At 72.5% G+C, this 17989-nt stretch carries 15 protein-coding genes and 1 pseudogene; 6 read left to right on the forward strand and 10 right to left on the reverse strand.

Going from position 1 to position 17989, the window contains the following annotated elements; translation table 11 throughout:
* Positions 1 to 173: 173 nt before the first annotated feature.
* From ACFVYR_RS30925 to ACFVYR_RS30935, 3 genes and pseudogenes are all read left to right on the forward strand, one after another.
* Positions 174 to 476, forward strand: coding sequence for an SHOCT domain-containing protein (locus ACFVYR_RS30925; protein WP_384259035.1), 303 nt, complete (start codon positions 174 to 176; stop codon positions 474 to 476).
* Positions 473 to 1228: pseudogene (locus tag ACFVYR_RS30930) on the forward strand (ABC transporter ATP-binding protein); the annotation flags it as partial. The gene ACFVYR_RS30925 and the pseudogene ACFVYR_RS30930, both read left to right, overlap by 4 nt.
* Before the next feature lie 155 nt (positions 1229 to 1383).
* On the forward strand, positions 1384 to 3945 hold the full coding sequence (locus ACFVYR_RS30935; RefSeq protein ID WP_384259063.1) for an ABC transporter permease: 2562 nt from the start codon (positions 1384 to 1386) through the stop codon (positions 3943 to 3945).
* Between the two features lie 77 nt (positions 3946 to 4022).
* Here the strand turns inward: ACFVYR_RS30935 and ACFVYR_RS30940 are convergent, their stop codons facing one another.
* Together ACFVYR_RS30940 and ACFVYR_RS30945 are read right to left on the reverse strand one after the other, a co-directional pair.
* Positions 4023 to 4490 (reverse strand): ATP-binding protein, encoded by a 468-nt coding sequence (locus ACFVYR_RS30940; protein ID WP_384259032.1) that lies wholly within the window; start codon positions 4488 to 4490, stop codon positions 4023 to 4025.
* 192 nt (positions 4491 to 4682) lie between these two features.
* On the reverse strand, positions 4683 to 5015 hold the full coding sequence (locus tag ACFVYR_RS30945; protein WP_384259029.1) for a hypothetical protein: 333 nt from the start codon (positions 5013 to 5015) through the stop codon (positions 4683 to 4685).
* 329 nt (positions 5016 to 5344) lie between these two features.
* Between ACFVYR_RS30945 and ACFVYR_RS30950 the strand changes: the two genes are divergently transcribed.
* The gene (locus ACFVYR_RS30950) at positions 5345 to 6442 is read left to right on the forward strand and encodes a PLP-dependent cysteine synthase family protein (protein WP_384259061.1); all 1098 of its coding nucleotides are present in this window, start codon (positions 5345 to 5347) and stop codon (positions 6440 to 6442) included.
* Between the two features lie 30 nt (positions 6443 to 6472).
* On the opposite strand, the gene ACFVYR_RS30955 is transcribed toward ACFVYR_RS30950, so the two are convergent.
* Positions 6473 to 6952 (reverse strand): SRPBCC family protein, encoded by a 480-nt coding sequence (locus tag ACFVYR_RS30955; RefSeq protein ID WP_384259027.1) that lies wholly within the window; start codon positions 6950 to 6952, stop codon positions 6473 to 6475.
* Between the two features lie 63 nt (positions 6953 to 7015).
* On the reverse strand, positions 7016 to 7936 hold the full coding sequence (locus tag ACFVYR_RS30960) for a DeoR/GlpR family DNA-binding transcription regulator (protein WP_384259025.1): 921 nt from the start codon (positions 7934 to 7936) through the stop codon (positions 7016 to 7018).
* Between the two features lie 289 nt (positions 7937 to 8225).
* On the opposite strand from ACFVYR_RS30960, the gene ACFVYR_RS30965 reads away from it, so the two are divergent.
* On the forward strand, positions 8226 to 10490 hold the full coding sequence (locus tag ACFVYR_RS30965; RefSeq protein ID WP_384259059.1) for a hypothetical protein: 2265 nt from the start codon (positions 8226 to 8228) through the stop codon (positions 10488 to 10490).
* On the opposite strand, the gene ACFVYR_RS30970 is transcribed toward ACFVYR_RS30965, so the two are convergent.
* The 5 genes from ACFVYR_RS30970 to ACFVYR_RS30990 form a co-directional block, all read right to left on the reverse strand.
* Entirely contained in the window at positions 10450 to 12858 is a 2409-nt protein-coding gene (locus tag ACFVYR_RS30970; protein WP_384259022.1) for a right-handed parallel beta-helix repeat-containing protein, read from the reverse strand. The genes ACFVYR_RS30965 and ACFVYR_RS30970 overlap by 41 nt on opposite strands.
* Positions 12859 to 13039: 181 nt before the next feature.
* On the reverse strand, positions 13040 to 13645 hold the full coding sequence (locus ACFVYR_RS30975) for a hypothetical protein (RefSeq protein WP_384259020.1): 606 nt from the start codon (positions 13643 to 13645) through the stop codon (positions 13040 to 13042).
* A gap of 357 nt (positions 13646 to 14002) precedes the next feature.
* A complete protein-coding gene (locus ACFVYR_RS30980; RefSeq protein ID WP_384259018.1) occupies positions 14003 to 14428 on the reverse strand; it encodes a DUF6643 family protein in 426 nt (141 codons plus the stop codon).
* 246 nt (positions 14429 to 14674) lie between these two features.
* Complete coding sequence (locus ACFVYR_RS30985) at positions 14675 to 15637, reverse strand: phosphotransferase family protein (RefSeq protein ID WP_384259016.1); 963 nt, start codon at positions 15635 to 15637, stop codon at positions 14675 to 14677.
* 83 nt (positions 15638 to 15720) lie between these two features.
* Positions 15721 to 16650: an NADP-dependent oxidoreductase gene (locus ACFVYR_RS30990; RefSeq protein WP_384259014.1), complete on the reverse strand. Its 930-nt coding sequence runs from the start codon at positions 16648 to 16650 to the stop codon at positions 15721 to 15723.
* A gap of 90 nt (positions 16651 to 16740) precedes the next feature.
* On the opposite strand from ACFVYR_RS30990, the gene ACFVYR_RS30995 reads away from it, so the two are divergent.
* Positions 16741 to 17139 carry a winged helix-turn-helix transcriptional regulator gene (locus tag ACFVYR_RS30995; RefSeq protein ID WP_384259011.1) on the forward strand — a complete coding sequence of 133 codons (399 nt, stop codon included), beginning with the start codon at positions 16741 to 16743 and terminating at the stop codon, positions 17137 to 17139.
* An 82-nt stretch (positions 17140 to 17221) separates the two neighbouring features.
* On the opposite strand, the gene ACFVYR_RS31000 is transcribed toward ACFVYR_RS30995, so the two are convergent.
* Positions 17222 to 17956: a S1 family peptidase gene (locus ACFVYR_RS31000; RefSeq protein WP_384259009.1), complete on the reverse strand. Its 735-nt coding sequence runs from the start codon at positions 17954 to 17956 to the stop codon at positions 17222 to 17224.
* Positions 17957 to 17989 lie beyond the last annotated feature (33 nt).

Consider the following 17989-nt stretch of genomic DNA (forward strand, 5'->3'; position numbering starts at 1 on the left):
AGGCGCGGTGGTGGGCGCGGTGGTGAAAACTGCCTGGCGGCGGGAGCAGGCGGGGCCGCCGCACGTACGCCCGCAGTGGTACGCCCGGTGCCGCCGGCCGTACGACGACGTGAAGGGCTGCCGGGACGAGTGTGGAGGCATCACGCACATCCGCTCCCGAGGAGATGAGTCCGATGCAGACCCTGGCGCAATGGAACGGCGGGCCCGGCCCGTGGATCCTCTTCTTCCCGCTGATCTGGGCGGCCGTCGTCATCGGCGTCCTCACCCTGCTCCGCCGCACCGTGTGGCGTGGGCGACGCGGTCCGTTCCGGGGCGCGGCCGGTCCCGCCGCACACACCGGCGTCGACCAGAACTCGCCCATCGCCGTGCTCGGCCACCGCTTCGCCTCCGGCGAGATCGACGAGGACGAGTACTGGCGTCGGCTGACCGTCCTGAACGAGGAGTTCGGCCGTTCGGCCAAGGGCGGTGCCGCATGAGCACCGCCACCGGACGGGCGGCCCGGCCGGTGGGGGCCTGCGCCGCCCGTGTCACCGACGCCGTGAAGGTCTACGGCAGCGGAGACACCGCCGTACGGGCCCTCGACGGGGTGAGCGTCGGCTTCCCGGCCGGACGCTTCACCGCGATCATGGGCCCGTCCGGGTCGGGCAAGTCCACTCTGATGCACTGCGCGGCAGGCCTGGACACGCTCACCTCGGGCGCCGCCCACATCGGCGACACGGAGCTCGCCGCGCTGGACGACCGGCGGCTCACGCTGCTGCGCCGCGACCGCGTCGGCTTCGTCTTCCAGGCCTTCAACCTGGTGCCGACGCTGACCGTCGCCGAGAACATCACCCTTCCCATGGACCTCGCGGGCATCCGCGGCGACCGCGAGTGGACGGATGCCCTCGTCGATGCCGTCGGGCTCCGCGACCGGCTGCACCACCGGCCCGCCGAGCTCTCCGGCGGCCAGCAGCAACGCGTCGCGGTGGCGCGGGCGTTCGCCGGGCGGCCCGACGTCGTCTTCGCCGACGAGCCGACCGGCAACCTCGACTCGCGCTCCGGCGAGGAGGTGCTGAACCTGCTCGGCCGAGCGGTGCGCCGGATGGGCCGCACCGTCGTCATGGTCACCCATGACCCGGTGGCCGCGGCCCACGCCGACGAGGTCGTCTTCCTCGCCGACGGGCGCCTCGTGGACCGCATGGAGTCCCCGACGGCCGACCGGGTCCTCGACCGGCTGAAGGCCTTCGACACCAGGCCGTCCGGCACACCCGCCCCACCCGGCACACCTCCTACGCCCTCCGCGTTCACCGCACCCGACACCCCTGCCGCGCATGCCTTCGCCGCGTCCGCCGCCGACGGCCCCGACCTCGGCCCCCGCGGGAAGAAGCCGACGTCATGAGCTCCCTGGCCGCCTCCGCACGCATCAGCCTGGCGTCGCTGCGGGGTCACAAGCGGCGGTTCGCCGGCACCTTCGTCGCCGTCCTGCTCGGCGTCGCCTTCCTGGCGGGCACGCTCATCATGGGCGACACCCTGCGCCACGGCTTCGACACGATGTTCGGCAACGCCACCCGCGGCACCGACGCCGTCGTCCGCAGCGCCGACACCATCACCACCCCCGACGACAGCCAGGGCACGCGCAAGCCCGTCCCGACCGGCCTCGCCGAGGAGATCGAGAAGTCCGACGCGGTGGCGGCGGCCGAGCCCGGCATCGAGGGCGCGGGCCAGCTGCTCGGCAAGGACGGTGAACCCGTCGGCGGCCAGGGCCCGCCCACCCTGGCCGGCAACTGGATCGCCGACGCACAGCTGAACCCGTACCAACTCGCCGAAGGGCGCGCCCCGTCGAAGCCCGGCGAGGCCGTGATCAACCGCGGCGCCGCGAAGACCGGCGGCCTGAAGGTCGGCGATACGGCGACGCTGCGCACCCCCGACCCCGTGCGGGTGCGGATCGTGGGCATCGTGACCTTCGGCGGCGAGGACGGCATGGCGCAGACCACCTTCACGGGGATGACGCGGGCCGACGCCGAGAAGTACCTCACCCCAAGGCCCGGCGAGGCCTCGACCATCAAGGTGCGGGCCGGGCCCGGCGTGAGCGAGCGGGAACTCGTGAAGGCGCTGGCACCCGTGCTGCCCAAGGGAGTTGAGGCGATCACCGGCGAGGCGTCGGCGGCGGAGAACACCGACAACATCTCCGGCCAGTTCCTCTCCGTCTTCACCACGCTGCTCCTGGTGTTCTCCGGAGTGGCCCTGCTGGTCGCCACCTTCAGCATCCACAACACCTTCGCCATCGTCGTCGCCCAGCGCACCCGCGAGAACGCGCTCCTGCGGGCGCTCGGCGCCTCGCGCCGTCAGGTCACCGTGTCGACCCTCGTCGAGGCGAGCGCCGTCGCCGTCGTCGCGTCGGCCGCCGGACTCGCGGGCGGCATCGGCGTCGCGGCCGGGTTGCGGGCACTCTTCCCCGCCATCGGATTCCCGTTCCCCGAGGGCGACTTGGTGATCAGCGCGCTGTCCATGCTGCTGCCGCTCGCGGTCGGCGTCGTGGTCTGCCTGGGCTCCGCGCTGGCACCTTCCGTACGGGCCGGCCGCACCGCGCCGCTCGCCGCGCTGCGCGAGACCGCGATCGACCACGCGGCGGCCTCACGTGGCCGCGCCCTCACCGGAACGGCCCTCGCGCTGTCCGCCGTCGGCCTCACCCTGACCGGCGTCCTGGTCACCCCTTCCGTCTGGCTGGCCGGCGCCGGCGCGGTCCTCGCCCTCGTCGCCTTCGTGGTCCTCGGCCCGGTCGCCTCCTCGCGGGCGGTACGCATCCTCGGCGGCCCCCTGGACCGGCTGCGCGGAGTCACCGGAGGCCTCGCCCGGCGCAACGCCCTGCGCAGCCCCAAGCGGACCGCCGCCACGGCGAGCGCGCTGATGATCGGCGTGGCCGTCGTCTCGCTCTTCACGGTCTTCGGCGCCTCGCTGAAGGCCACGATGGACCAGACCGTGAACCGTTCCTTCGCCGGTGACGTCGCGGTGAGCACCCCCGGCTTCGGCGCGGGCGGCAGCGGCCTCAGCCCGCAATTGGCCCCCGCCCTCGCGAAGCAACCGGAGGTGGAGACGGCCGTCGGCCTCGGCAAGGGCGCCGCGGAGGTCAACGGCGAGGGCCGCGCCCTGACCGTCACCGACCCGGTGCCGTTCACCAGGTCCTTCGACCTCGGCAGGATCGAAGGATCGTTTCGAGCGCTCGGCGGCCACGGCATCGCGATCACCCGCTCGGAGGCGGACAAGCAGGACCTGAAGGTCGGATCGCGGGCCGAGTTGGCCTTCGCCGACGGCAAGAAGGCGACCTTCACGGTCCGCGCCGTCTACGGCCGCTCCGAGCTGGCCGGGGACTACGTGATCTCCCGGCAGGCCTGGTCCCCGCACCGTATGCAGGACGCCGACAGCGTCGTCTCCGTCACCTTCAAGGAAGGCGTGAGCACGGCCGAGGGCAAGGCGGCGGTCGCCGGGACGGCGCGGAAGTACGGCAACCCGGACGTGCAGACCCGCGCGGAGTACGCGCAGACCTCGGCGAGCGGCATCGACATGATGCTCACCCTCGTCTACGCGCTGCTCGCTCTCGCGGTGCTCATCGCGCTGCTCGGCATCGCCAACACGCTGACGCTCGCGATCCACGAACGCACCCGTGAGCTGGGCCTGTTGCGCGCGGTGGGGCAGACCAGGGCCCAGCTGCGGGCCATGGTCCGCTGGGAGTCGGTGCTCGTGGCCGCCTTCGGGACGGTCGGCGGCCTCGCGCTCGGCGCCTTCCTCGGCTGGGTCCTCGTCAGGGCGTTCGACGCCACGACCGAGAGCACCTTCGCGTTCGCCGTGCCGCCGGTGCGACTCTTGGTGGTCGCCCTGGTGGGCCTTGCGGCGGGAGCCTTGGCGGGCCTGCGCCCCGCTCGGCGGGCGGCACGTCTCGATGTACTGCGGGCCATCGCCGCCGAGTGACGCCCCGGCCGCCCGCGTACGCACGGGGGCGTATCGCAGCGGCGGGAGGGCGCCTCGGTAGGCGGATCACCGCCCGGTCAGCCGGCAACGGCCGACCGGGCGGGAGTCTTTTCGCCCGCCCCGTAGACGGGATACGAGGCGCCGGCGGGCACGGGGGTGGGAAGCGTGAACCACACGGTCTTCCCCGCGTCGCCCTGCGGGCTGACACCCCAGGCCTCGCTCACCGCGGCGACCATAGCCAGTCCCCGCCCACAGGTGGCGAAGAGGTCGGGGTCGCCGATCAGCGGGAGCCGGGGATCGTGGTCGTGGACGGAGACCGTGAGCCGGTCGAGCAGCAGCTCGATCTCCACGGTGCACACCTTGTCCGGCTCGGCATGCCGGTGGACGTTGGTGAGCAGCTCCGTCACTCCGATGGCGGCTAGGTCGATCAAGGGATCCAGATGCCAGTAGCGCAACTGCGCAGATACGATTCTGCGGACCTGGCGGATCCGCGACGGCAGGGCTTGGAGCTCTACCGTGCAATGCCTGCTTGGCTGGCTGATCACGGCTGCGACTCCCCGAATTGAGGTCCGGAAGAAGACGACCTTCGGATTCAGCGGCGGCCGCTCGGTCTGCCGCCCGCTGTATGGCCGGCGGGCTGGTTCGCAGTGTCACCGCCGGTGAACCCAGAGTGATGTGAGACCAGAGTGACCCAGGGTGTGCGGGCCTGCAACTCGCACGGGTGATCGCGGCTCCGTTCAGCCTCGCGGACGGTGGTGCTCCGTGGCGTCGCGCACCGCCTCGATGAAGCTGCGCACCGTCGGCGGCCCCGCCTCGCCGGGCCGTGGCTCGTGCTCGCCGAGGGTGAGCCGGTAACGGGTGCCGTTCACCTCGGCCAGCGCCCGGTCGTCCGCGGCGAACCAGGGCTTGCCCGTGCGCACCGACTGCAGCGGCGCGCTGTCGATCTCCGTGCCGTAACTGGTGAGCAACTCCAGCCGGCCGTCGTGGATGCGTACCTGTCCGGCGCGCGTCAGAGAGCGCAAACGCCGCTCGATCTGCACGCCCCGCGCCGTGAATTCCGGCTCCGCCATGGCACCGCCCCCTTGTGCTTCTTGTCGCGTCACGTCCGACGGGACGAATGCCCCGTGCCGTGAAGTCTGCACGTCCCGGGCGTAGAGCACCAGTGTGCATGGAGACGTCGGCCGACGGCTTCGCGCGCCCCCGGCCGAACGTTGTCGCCGGCCGCGCCCGGCGGCTGTGACACGTCCGCCTTTGAGCTGCTCAAAGGTGTGTTTATGCAGGTGAGAAGGGTGTGGCGGGTGTTTAAGATCGAGGTGTACGGCCGCGTCGAATCGCGTCCGGCACGACGCGAAGGAGCCCCGCCGTGAGCACCGCACAGCAGGATCGAGCCGATGGCCCGATGCCGACGCTCGACGTCGACCACAGCGACGACGCCTACCGGTCCTGGCTCAAAGAAGCCGTCCGCAAGGTCCAGGCCGACGCCAACCGTTCGGCCGACACCCATCTGCTGCGCTTCCCGCTGCCCGAGCACTGGGGCATCGACCTGTACCTGAAGGACGAGTCGACCCATCCGACGGGCAGCCTCAAGCACCGCCTCGCCCGCTCGCTGTTCCTCTACGGCCTGTGCAACGGCTGGATCCGGCCGGGCCGTCCGGTCATCGAGGCGTCCAGCGGCTCGACGGCCGTCTCCGAGGCGTACTTCGCAAGCCTGATCGGGGTGCCGTTCATCGCGGTGATGCCCCGCACGACCAGCGCCGAGAAGATCCGCCTCATCGAATTCCATGGCGGCCGGTGCCACTTCGTGGACGACTCACGCACGATGTACGCGGAGTCGGCGGCCCTCGCCGTCGAGACGGGCGGCCACTACATGGACCAGTTCACCTACGCGGAGCGGGCCACCGACTGGCGGGGCAACAACAACATCGCCGAGTCGATCTACCAGCAGCTGCGGCTGGAGCGCTACCCCGAGCCCGCGTGGATCGTCGCCACGGCGGGCACCGGCGGCACCTCGGCGACCATCGCGCGCTACGTCCACTACATGCTGTACGACACCCGCGTCTGCGTCGCGGACCCGGAGAACTCCTGCTTCTTCGACGGCTGGACGAAGAGCGACCCGGAGGCGACGAGCGACTGCGGGTCCCGCATCGAAGGCATCGGCAGGCCCCGCATGGAGCCCAGCTTCGTGCCCGGCGCGATCGACCGCATGATGAAGGTCCCGGACGCGGCGTCCGTCGCCGCCGTACGAGCCCTGGAGCGGGCCATCGGCCGCAAAGCGGGCGGCTCGACCGGTACGGGCCTGTGGAGCGCCCTGAGGATCGTCGCCGAGATGGTGGCCGCGGGCCGCACGGGCAGCGTCGTCACGCTGATCTGCGACCCCGGCGACCGCTACCTGGACAAGTACTACTCGGACGCGTGGCTGGACGAACAGGGCCTGGACATCACGCCGTACGCGCAGGCGATCGACACGCTCCTCGGCACGGGCGCGTGGCCCGAGTAGCGCCCGGCGCAGGGGAGAAGGCCCCGCTCGCTACGGCTTGGTCGTGGTGAGCCGCCGGTCCAGCGCGGTCACGGCGTCGCGGAACGCCCGGCCGAGGCCCGAGCGGCCGAGCCTGACGGCGCCGCGCAACGGGGCGGCCCCGTCCATGGCGAACGTCCACCGCACCCGCGTTCCGGTACCGGCGGGGGAGAGCCGCCACTCCTCCACGAGGGCGCGCATGCCCGGCGCGTTGGTCTCGTCGACGCGGTAGGCGTACCGCGTCGGCTCGTCGGCGGCGAGGACCGTCTCACGGAAGCGGGTGCCGCCCTTGAGCCGGACCTCGCGGCCCGTGCCGCCGCCGGTGGGCCGGCACAGGGCGACCGCGGTGAACCACTGGGGCCAGCCCGTCACGTCGTCGGCAAGGGCGCGGTAGACCGCCTCGGGCGGCGCGCTCACCTCACGTACGAAGACCAGACGTACGGGAGCGGTTTCGACGAAGTCGAGACCCACGGGCCCAAGACGGCGTGCCATCGAACTCTGCCCCCCAGCGGAACGGGACGGTTGACCGGAGCCGTCACGATAGCTGGCGGCCCGTCAGATGTCTGCCCGGACCCCGGAGTCGAACTCGGCGCCGACGGATCCCGCACCGGCGGACTCGGCGGCCGTCCCGGCCCCGGCGGCGTCCTCGGCGCTCCCGGCCGCCCCGCGCTCACCCGTGACCACCAGGCGGTTCAGATGCTCGGAGATCTCCACGCGCGCCTCCGCGGGCAGTCCCGCGTCGGTGACCAGCGTGTCCACCTGCGAGAGCGTGGCGAACGAACTCAGGCCCACCGTCCCCCACTTGGTGTGGTCCGCGACCACCACCACACGGCGCGCCGACCGCACGAGGCGCCGGTTCGTCTCCGCCTCGGCCAGATTCGGTGTCGAGAGACCGGCCTTGGGCGATATGCCGTGCACGCCCAGGAAGAGCACGTCGAAGTGGAGCGACCCGATCGCCTGGTCCGCGACAGGACCGACCAGCGAATCCGACGGCGTGCGCACGCCACCGGTCAGCACCACCGTCGCCGCGCCCTGCCGCTGCCCCGAGGTGCGCTGCGCGGAATGGAAGACGTCCGCCACCCGCACCGAGTTCGTCACCACCGTCAGGTCCGGCACGTCCAGGAGGTGGTGCGCCAGCGCGTACGTCGTCGTGCCGCCCGACAGGGCGATCGCCGTGCCGGGCGCCACCAGGGCCGCCGCGGTCCGCGCGATGTCCTCCTTGGCGGTCAGCTCAAGGCCCGACTTGGCCTCGAACCCCGGCTCGTGCGTGCTCGCCTCGACCACCGGGACCGCGCCGCCGTGGACCTTCTCCAGGACCCCCTGGCGGGCCAGCGCGTCCAGGTCCCGGCGGACCGTCATGTCGGACACGCCCAGCTTGCGGGTGAGCTCATTGACGCGGACACCGCCGCGGCGGCGCACCTCGTCGAGGATCAGAGCCCGGCGCTGCTCGGCGAGAAGGTTCTGATGGTCGCTCACGCCGGTCCGGCCCTTCTGCCTCGTCACACCCGTCACGCCCCTCCGGCGCCCCGCCTCATCCTCGCACGGGCCCCCGGCGCCCGTACCACCGCCCGGGGCCCCACACGGCCGCGGCACGGCGCGGAAGGAGGAGATTGCGTGAGGAGGGGTGCGCGGAGGGCCACGAGCCGAGATTCTGGTTCCCTCACCACGCGTATCTCGGGGAAGCGGAACAGTGGAGCGTGCGACGCAGGACGAGACCGCCCTGGAACTCCTGGTCCATGGAGTCGGGGGAACCACACCGGAAGAGATGCTGGGCGATCCGCGCACCGTGCGGATCTCCGGCGACGGCACGGCGGCCGTCTTCCGCCGCACCGAGGACGCCGACGCCGAACAGCGCCCCGACGACTACCGCGGCAAACCGGTGCCCGAGGCGTACGTCTGGTGCAACCTGACCTCCGGCAACGGCTCCCGCGCCCTGTGGCTCCTGCTGCTGCCCTTCATGGTCGTCAACATCGCCCACTGGATGCGCCCCACCTCCCGCCACCGCAGACGCCTCGTGCGCACCTACGGCCTCCTGGTGCGGCTCATCGGCCTCACCCTCACCGTGCTGCTCGTCGCCGCCGCCTGCGAGATCGCGCTCGACCTCACGGCCTGGCAGTGCGCCGGCACACCCCGCTGCGGTGACGACCACGGCTGGCTCGGCTTCCTCGCCACCGACGCCTCCGGGCACGGCGGCTGGTGGTCGCAGCCCGGCCGCCGCCTCGCCCTCGCCGCCCTCCTGCCCGCCGCGCTCACCGGCCTGCTCTGGTACCTCTCCCACCGCACCTGGAGCGCGTACGAGTCCCAGCAGCCCCTGCCCCACCAGCCCGACCCGGAGGAGGAGACCAGCCGCACCGCGCTCGGCAGGCCCGGCTTCTGGTACGGCCGGCGCCTGGTGGCCCGGCTCCGCGCCGCCCACACGGCGGCGGGACTGCTCACCGTCGCCGGGGCGGTCGGCACCTCGGCCGCGCGGCACGACCGGCGCCCCGGGGGGCCCGCGCCGCTCGACGCCCTCGGCTGGGCGCTCGACTCGGCGCTCGCACTCGGCGGCGCGGTCGTCGTCTGGGTGGTCTGCCGCAGAGGACGCAGCGAGCACAGGCTCGACCGCAAGCTGGACAGGACCCTGGTGCGCTGCCTCCCGCTGGGCGCGCTCACCCTGTTCGTCCTCGCCCTGCTGTACGCGGGCTGGTCGCGTCCCGGCTGGCGCTCCGAGGGCAGACTGCCGGGCAACGCCACGTTCGGCGGCATCGCGCTCGTCCAGGGCGCCCTGGTCCTCTGCCTCGCGGCCGCCGCCCACTTCCTGTACCGCTCCTCGCCCGACTCCCGCACCGCCATCCGCGGCTTCGGCGGCCCCGCCGTGGCCATGCTGTCGTGCGCCCTCGGCGGGGTCATGACCGGTGGCGGGGCGCAGCGCGTCTCCGACTGGCTGGACGGCACCCATGGGTCCATCGACGGGCCGCCCGCACTGCTCACCTGGCAGGCGTCCGCGATCCCGCTGCTCCTGGTGGTTGTCGCGGTGCTGTGCGGCTGGTTCGGCGTGCGCACCGTCCAGTACCAGCGCCGCGAGATGGCGCACGTACCGCTGGACTACCCCGGCGAGCCGAAGGACTCCACCCGCACCCGCCGCATCGCGGGCACCCGCGCGCGTGCCGCCCTCACCGACCGCGCGCCCCTGCTCGTCGGCATCATCTCCGCCGTCACCCTGCTGCTCGGAGCCGGGGCGCTCACGGGTGCCTGGGTCACGGACGAGGTCCCGGGGCAGGCCGCACAGGGCCTGCCCGACGTTCTCGAGGGAGCGGCGCAGACGTCGCAGGCGCTCGGCTCCTGGCTGGTCGGACTCGGCTTCATACTCTTCGTCACCTGGGGCCGCCGCGCCTACAAGGACCCCTCGGCCCGCCGCACCATCGGCATCCTCTGGGACGTCGGCACCTTCTGGCCGCGCGCCGCCCACCCCTTCGCGCCGCCCTGCTACGCCGAGCGCGCGGTGCCCGACCTCACCTGGCGGATGGCGGCCTGGACGCGGGCGACCAGCGCCACGGGCGGCCGCCTCGTCCTCTCCGGCCACTCCCAGGGCAGCGTCCTCGCGGCGGCCGCGGCCTGGCAACTGCGCCCCTCGGTCCGCAGGCGCGTCGCCCTGCTCACCTACGGCTCGCCCCTGGAGCGCCTCTACGGCCGCTGGTTCCCCGCCCACTTCGGCCCGGCGGCCCTCTCCTCGCTGCACCGCGAGGTCGACTGCTGGCGCAACCTCCACCGCCCCACCGACCCGATCGGCGGCCCCATCCAGCTCCACGGCGACTGCGGCCCGCAGGTCGACCGCCCCGCCCTCAAGGACCCCCTCGCGTACGGCCGCACCCAGGAGCACCCGCTCCCGGCGCCGATCCTCGGGCACGGCGACTACCAGGCCGATCCCGCGTTCGCCGAGGAACGCGCGCGGCTCCTGGCCCGCCTCAAGCCGGGCGTCCCCGCACCCAGGCCCCCGGCGGCGGACGGAGTCACATCAGCTCCGGCAGATCCTCCGGATACAGCAGGGTGAGATCGTCCGTGCTCACCTCGGCGAGCTGGGCGACCCGGCCCGCGTGCCGCTCCACCATCGCCTCGAAGGTCTGCCGCGCGGTGCGGCCATTGCCGAACGCGGGGCCCTTGGGGAGCACGGTGAAGTACTTCAGGAGTGCCTCGGACGCACCCGCGCCGAGGCGGTACTCGTGCTCGTCGGCCTGCTGCTCCACGATGCGCAGCAGCTCCTCGGGGGCGTAGTCGCTGAAGGTGATGGTCCGTGAGAAGCGGGACGCCACACCGGGGTTGACGGACAGGAACCGCTTCATCTCCGCGGTGTACCCCGCGACGATCACCACGACGGCCTCGCGGTGGTCCTCCATCAGCTTCACCAGCGTGTCGATGGCCTCACGGCCGAAGTCGCGACCGGAGTCCTCCGGCGACAGCGCGTACGCCTCGTCGATGAACAGCACGCCGCCGCGCGCCCGGTCGAACGCCTCCTGGGTGCGGATCGCCGTCGAGCCGATGTGCTCGCCGACCAGGTCGACGCGGGAGACCTCGACGAGGTGGCCGCTCTCCAGGACGCCGAGCGAGGCGAGGATCTCGCCGTACAGCCGGGCGACGGTCGTCTTGCCCGTGCCGGGGGAGCCGGTGAAGACCAGATGGCGGCGGACGGACGCGGCCTTGAGACCCGCCTGTTGCCTGCGGCGGCCCACCTCGATCATGTCGGTCAGGGCGCGCACCTCCCGCTTGACGCTGTCCAGGCCGACCAGCGCGTCGAGTTCACCGAGCACCTCCTTGGAGGCGCGGGAGGACGTCTCGGCGGCGGGGGCCGCGGCCTGCGGGGCCTGCTGGGCGGGCAGGGAGCCGAGCAGGCCGACGGTCTGCGTGGCCGTCTGGACGGCGGGCGCCGCCGACGCCGCCGAGGGAGTACGCAGGCCGCCGCTCTCGTCGCTCGCGCACTCCTCGACGGTCGGCCCCTCCTCGGCGAACTCGAAGCCACCGCGGGCACACCGCTCCGTACGGCACTTCTTCAGCGTCGTACGGCAGCCGTCTATGACGTGGAAGCCGTAGCCGCCGCTGCCGCTCACCCGGCAGCCGTGAAAGCTGCCGCGGCCTCCCGCGGAGACGTAGAAACCGGCCTCGGCGGGCGAGGTGACGGTGCAGCGCTCGATGGTGGGGTCGGCGCCCTTGGTGACGATCACGCCCGTCTGGACGGCGTCGACCGTGCAGTTGGCGAGGGTGCCGCCACTGCCGTGGTCGCGGAACCACGCGCCCGTGGCGGCCTCGCGGATGCGGCAGTCGTCGAGCTGCGCGGTCGCACCGTCGCTCACCGACACGGCGGTGTTGCGCACCTGGGAGAGGTCGCTGTCGACGACGTCGGCGCGCGAACCGCGGTCGAGCACGAACAGTGCGTCCGGCACGTCGTGCACGCGGCACGACTCCAGGACGGCGGTGGCGCCGTCGCTGACCCAGACCGCCGGGTAGTCGCCCGTACTGTCATGGATCTCGCACTGATTGGCGTCCACGCGCGTGCCCGGGTCCCAGACCGAGAGGCCGTTGCGCCCGAACCGGCTCACCGTGGACCGGGTCAGCGTGAGCACGGATCGCGAGCGCAGGTCGACCGCGTTCTCCGGGATGTCGTGGATACGGCAGTCGGCGAGCGTGAGCACGGCGTCCGTGTCGAGCGTGATGCCGTCGGACGTGGTGCGGTGCACGTCGCAGTCGGTCAGGTGCGCCGCGGCCCGCCCGGTGACCTGCACACCGGACCCCTTGACCTCGTACACCTCGCAGCCGATGGCCTCGAGCCCGCTGTGCTCCCCGGTCACCGAGAGGCCCGCGCCCGAGGCGTGGTGCACCCGGCAGCGCTCCAGGCGGGGATGGGCACCGCCGCGTACCGCGACGCCGGACTGGCCCGCCGCGACGATCTCGCACTCCTCGAAGACACCACCACCTCCGTCGAGCACGGCGATGCCGACGCCGCCGGGATTGTCGACGGTGCAGCGGCGCACGGTCGGCCGCGCCCCGCCGCGCACCTCGATCCCGGCCGCCGAACGCGTCACCACTCGGATGCCGATGAGCTCCGGGGCGCCGTCCTCGACGAGCAGCGCGGGCGCGGCCGAGTCCTGGCCCTCGATGTGCAGATCCTGTACGACCGCGGAGGAGCGGATGGTCAGCGGTACACCGTCGGACGGCGCGATGCGCACCGAGCCGGGAGAGCTCTCGGGGCCGCGCAGCGTCACCGCGCGCTGGACGACGAGGTTCTCGCGGTACGTACCGGCGGCGACGGTCAGTATGTCCCCGTCGCTCGCGGCCTCCAAGGCAGCGGCGAGCGAGGCGTACTCGCCGGCGCGGCGCCGCCACCGCGACGTGCCGGTGTGCGTCACCTGGACCGTGCCTTGTGCCATGGAGTTGCTCTGCCCCCACCTCGTCGTACGCGGGACCCTGCGTCGTCGTGCCGTCACTGCGCAGGGAGCCGAAGAGTTCGGCCGGTCCACCGTAGCGCGCGCGAGCATGCGGAGTTGACCCGATGGCCAGGCTCTCACCTGCGCGGCCTCGGGCAGGCGTGTTCGAGGGTGCCGGGCGGGGTCAGGAACCGGTGCCGGTCCGGCCCCAGTCCGGTCCCGCCTTGGCCCACGCCTGGTCGAGGCGGGCATGGCGTCCTCGCACGATGCGCCAGAGGATCAGCCTGCGGGCGCCCTCCACGAGTCCGGCGGCCACCGTGGCCGCGCCGAGGCCGGCGAGGACGGCGTGCGTGGTCGCGGTCGCGTCGTCCAGCGGGCGGCCCACGACCCGGCCGCGCTCGTCGGTCCACATCCTGAAGTGGTCGCCGGTGTGCGGGGACTTGAGGTCGGAGAGGACCACGCCGAAGCGGTCGGTGTCGTCCGGAGCCGTCCAGCGCGCGAGTACGCGGCTGTGCGCGTCACGGGCGGAAGACGTCTCGGGGTCGGGGTCGAGCGGGGGAGAGTCGACCTTGCGCAGGACGGTGCCGGTGATCCGGTGGCGGTGCTCTTGCTGCTGGCGCACCGAGCCGAGGAGCGCGTCCCGCGACTGGCTCGCCGTGAGCACACCGACGACAGGGACCGCGACGACGATCAACACCAGGGCGACCAGAGCCACCCAGGCCTCCACGAGGTCGGTGCCGCGGCGCAGTGGATTGTGCCGCCACCGCCAGAGGCCGGCGATTGCCCGCACTGCCCTGCACCCCCTTCCGCGTCCGTCTTGACCAGAAACGGCACGGCCTACGCGCGGGAGGCGGGAGCGGAGAGCGGAATCACCCTCCGAGGACGCCCCCTTCGCGTAACCCTTCACATCCACGATGCCCAACGACCGTGACCCGTCACCCAGTTCCCCGTCATCATCCCGTTCCCCGTCCGGGCCCGGATCATTCGAGGACCGGCAGAGGGTCACCGATGCGGATGATTCCGGTGGATTCGAGCCGCAGGTTCCGCCCGAAGTGATGAGGGAGCCGGGGCCCGTGTCGAAGACGAGGCCCGGACGCGGCATGCGGCCATCCTGTCGGCGGTCACTGACAGGGATGGCCGCGCGCGGTCAGTACCCGCGGTAGGGGCGGTTGTACGGATCCTCGTACGTCGCCGGGGCGGGACGAGGGGCCGCGGGGCGCATCGCCTCGTACCCCGTGCCCTGGGCGGGACGCTGGGGCTGGGCGCCCGGGTAGCCGCGCGGGCCACCGGCCTGTTGTGGGATGTACTGCGACGGCGCCTGCTGCAGCGGTGCGGGCTGCTGGGCCTGCGCGTAGCCGTACGCGGGGTTGGGGTGGGACGGCGCGGCCGGCAGGGCGGGCAGCGCGGCCGGAAGCGCGGGCAGGTGACTGCCCGAGTCGTACGCGGAGGGAACCCGGATCGGGGCGATCTGCGGAGTGCCCCGCTCGGCGACGAGGGAGTCGTAGATAGGGGTGTCCGGGAAGGACGGCGCGGAGTAGTAACCGCCGCCATAGGTGGAGCGGGGGGAGGTCATGCTCCATAAGTTAAGCCCTTGATGTGCTGGTTGGGGAGTCCCAATCTTGGGGTCATCCTTTTTGCGCCAATTTTGCCCGATTGACAGGTCGACATACCGGTGCGGTGGGGGTATCGGCGGCGTCCACCGCCTGAGGCGGGAGAGTCCGCAGTGGCGTCGGCATCGGAGTGGCACCGGCACGGGCTTCGGCACAGTTCGCGGGGACCGGTGGCGGAAAGGGGCCGCCCCTTCGCTTCGGGGGTGCGCTCAGCTCTGTGCGTCCATCAGGGCGGTGACGTAGGCGTCCAGCCGTTCCTCCACGACGCGCGTCGTCAGCTCCGCCCTTCCTGCCTCCCGCCACAGCTCGGCCAATTCCCGCACCTCCTCCGAGCTCGCCAGCGCGTCCCGCACCTGCCAGTACAGCCGCTCGCTCGCGGCGGCGGCCAGCACCCCGCCGGCCTCCTCGTACGCCTCGGTGAACCGCAGCCCCCACGCCGGGCCGTGCAGCAGCGCGAGACTGGCCGAGCAGTGCGCCACGTCGAGATCCGCCGGGCCGCTGGAGGTCGCCGCCCAGTCGACGACGCCGGTGATCAGGGCACCGGCCGACTGCGCGGGCGCCTCGTCGAACAGCACGTTCCCGGGCTGGAAGTCCCGGTGCAGGAAGCGCTCTTCATGGGGCGGCGCAGGCTTGCGGATCACGTCGATCGCCGCGGCCCATACCGTCGCGTCGGCGCCCTTCGGCACTACGACGCTCTCGGCGGTCGTCAGCGCCACGTACTTCCGGGGCGGCCGGCCGGGGCGTACCGCGTGAATCGCCACGAGCTGACGTGCCAGCAGCGGAACACGTGTCTCCAACCCCTCGTCGTGGAGGGCCGGCCGGCCCTCCAGGTGGGTCATCAGGAGCGACGGGTACTCGCAGTGCGCTGCGGCCGGATCGACCGCGACCAGCTCGGGTGCCGGGACACCGGTCGCCGTGAGCAGTCGCAGGGCGTCGCTCTCGCGGCCCAGCAAGTCCACGGCCTGCCGCACGTAGTACGGGTCGACGAAGTTTCGCAGAACCAGGCCCCGGGTGCCTCCGCTCCGCGTGCGGATGGTGAGCCTTCGCATGTCGGCCGTGATGCCGCCGTGCAGCGCCACGGCCTCGACGACCCGTTCACCGTCATCCAGATGCCGCTTCACCCAAGCCAGCGTCCGCGGTCGTACCGTCGCCTCCACCTCATGGTCCGTCACCGCTCCACCTCATCATTCGGGCGGCGGCCCGCGCAAAGGCTTTGTCGGAGGCGCCGGCCCGCGCCGAACGGCATCAGACGGCATCAGACGGTGAGGACGAGCTTGCCCAAGAGGTGGCCTTCGTCGAGCAGTCGGTGTGCGTCGGCGACGCGTTCGAAAGGGAACGTCCGCTGTACATGCACCCGGAGCCTGCCGTGTTCGACGAGTTCGACGAGAGCTCGCAGGGCGAGCGGATCGGGGTCGACCGCTATGCCGCTGAAGTGCACGCCGGCCGCCTCGTACCTGGCGGCGAGCCTCGCGTCCTGCTCGGCGACCGCCGTCACGAGGTGGCCGCCCGGGCGGAGCACGTCGAGCGAGCGCTCGACGGTGTCGCCGCCGATCGTGTCGAGCACGACGTCGATGTCGCGGATCTTCTCGGTGAAGTCGACCGCCGTGTAGTCGATCACCTCGTCGGCGCCGAGCCCCTCGACGAACTCCCGCTTGCTCCGGCCGACGGTCGTGATCACGTGCGCGCCGAGCGCTTTCGCGATCTGGACCGCGACGTGACCGACCCCGCCGCCACCGCCGTGGACCAGGACGCGGTCGCCCTCCTTCACGCCGGCGAGGTCGACGAGGCCCTGCCACGCCGTCAGCCCGACGATCGGCAGCGCCGACGCCTCGACGTGCGAGAGCGCCGCCGGCTTTCGCGCCAGGTGCAAGGCGGGAGACGCCACGACCTCGGCGTACGCGTTCGCGGCCCGTGGGAACAGCGGCATCCCGAACACCTCGTCGCCGGGCCTGAACCGCCACGTCTGCGGCGTCCCCACGACCACGCCGCTGATGTCCCAGCCGAGGACGAACGGCGGTCGGCCGATCAGCGGGAACTCTCCGGCGCGCAGGCGCGCCTCCAGCGGGTTGAGCCCGATCGCCCTGACGCGGACGAGGACCTCGGTCGGCAGGGGCCGGGGCTCCGGCGCGTCCACGATGGTGAGCACCTCGGGGCCGCCGAACGTCTGCTGGGTGATGGCTCGCATGGCTCTCCTGGTAGGTAGGGAAGAGGAGAACCAACGCTAGGTTTCCGACAGGAACCAGCAAGTGCCTTCGGCGCAGGTAGCTTGGGCCCCATGAGCGGTTTCGGCCCCGGTGATCCCTTTCTCGCCGACTGCCCGGCGCGTCTGGCGGTCGAGCTGATCGCCGACAAGTGGACGGTGGTCGTGCTCTACGGCCTGAGCAAGGGCCCGGTGCGCCATGGCGAGTTGATCGAGTTGATCGGCGGCATCTCCCGCAAGATGCTCACCCAGACGCTCCGACGGCTCCAGGCGCACGGACTCGTCCGCCGCCACGCCTACGCCGAGGCGCCGCCCCGTGTCGAGTACGAGCTCACCCCGCTCGGGGCGACGTTGATCGACCCGATCCACATGTTGACCGAGTGGGCGAGGGCGAACGGTGACGCTGTGCTCGACGCGACCGACGCGACCGACGCGACCGACGCCGGTCCTGAGCCGGTCGCCTGTGGCGACTGAGGCTCACGCCGGGGCACTTGAGGCGGAAGGTCCACGCTCGCCCAGGGTCCACCGGAGTGCCTGCCTCAGCCGCGCGTCGGCGCTATCGCCGGATGACGGAGCGGATCCAGGAGAGCTGCTGGGAGACCTCTCCGGCCTCGGCGCTCTTCTCGCGGTCGGAGCCGTTGAAGACGCCGATGAGGGTTTCGGTGCCGCGCGGGCCGACGGTCATCACCGGGCCGCCGGAGTCACCCCCGGCGGGAATCCCCTTCACCTTCTTCATGCAGAAGTCGGGGCCGCCCGGAATGGTGTGGTTCGCGCAGCGGGGGTCGTCCGGCCGTACGACCTTCAGGTCCGACTGCTTGAGGACGGGCGACTGGCAGGCGCTCTCGTCCGTCGTGCAGGTAGCGCCCCACCCGTACTGACGCACGGCCTGGCCGACGCGGACGCCGACCGTGGACAGGCGCGCCGTGCGGACGTTCATCGGCGGGACCTTGACGAGCATCATGTCGGAGTGCGCGCTGCCGACGCGCTTGTGGGGGATGGGGCGGACCTTGGTGCCCCTGCGCATGTCGAGATTGCCCACGCGGAAGGAGATCCGCTTGTCGGCGACCGGCTGCGCCTGCTCGTAGAAGCAGTGCGAGGCGGTGAGGATCCACTGGCGGGCGACCGCCGTCCCGGTGCAGGCCGGTTTGCCGTCGACGAGCATGCGGACGGCCCACGGGCCGTAGGTGCTCTTGGACCCGCCGATGACGGCGGAGGCCGGAGCGGACGACACCACCGAGGCCGCGACCAGCGCCAGGGCGGTCAGCAGCAGGACACGAACGCGACGCATCATGCAGAACAACTCCTCTCAGAGGGGGTACAGCCG

Origin of the sequence: Streptomyces sp. NPDC058284 (assembly GCF_042881135.1) — a bacterium.
Taxonomy (GTDB): domain Bacteria; phylum Actinomycetota; class Actinomycetes; order Streptomycetales; family Streptomycetaceae; genus Streptomyces.

What these genes read in the sequence shown, in the direction of transcription:
- ACFVYR_RS31000 (WP_384259009.1), bottom strand. Translation starts at nt 17,956, where the DNA reads ATGATGCGTCGCGTTCGTGTCCTGCTGCTGACCGCCCTGGCGCTGGTC.
- ACFVYR_RS30955 (WP_384259027.1), bottom strand. Translation starts at nt 6,952, where the DNA reads ATGGCACGCCGTCTTGGGCCCGTGGGTCTCGACTTCGTCGAAACCGCT.
- ACFVYR_RS30970 (WP_384259022.1), bottom strand. Translation starts at nt 12,858, where the DNA reads ATGGCACAAGGCACGGTCCAGGTGACGCACACCGGCACGTCGCGGTGG.
- ACFVYR_RS30925 (WP_384259035.1), top strand. Translation starts at nt 174, where the DNA reads ATGCAGACCCTGGCGCAATGGAACGGCGGGCCCGGCCCGTGGATCCTC.
- ACFVYR_RS30990 (WP_384259014.1), bottom strand. Translation starts at nt 16,650, where the DNA reads ATGCGAGCCATCACCCAGCAGACGTTCGGCGGCCCCGAGGTGCTCACC.
- ACFVYR_RS30945 (WP_384259029.1), bottom strand. Translation starts at nt 5,015, where the DNA reads ATGGCGGAGCCGGAATTCACGGCGCGGGGCGTGCAGATCGAGCGGCGT.
- ACFVYR_RS30965 (WP_384259059.1), top strand. Translation starts at nt 8,226, where the DNA reads ATGCTGGGCGATCCGCGCACCGTGCGGATCTCCGGCGACGGCACGGCG.
- ACFVYR_RS30980 (WP_384259018.1), bottom strand. Translation starts at nt 14,428, where the DNA reads ATGACCTCCCCCCGCTCCACCTATGGCGGCGGTTACTACTCCGCGCCG.
- ACFVYR_RS30995 (WP_384259011.1), top strand. Translation starts at nt 16,741, where the DNA reads ATGAGCGGTTTCGGCCCCGGTGATCCCTTTCTCGCCGACTGCCCGGCG.
- ACFVYR_RS30950 (WP_384259061.1), top strand. Translation starts at nt 5,345, where the DNA reads ATGCCGACGCTCGACGTCGACCACAGCGACGACGCCTACCGGTCCTGG.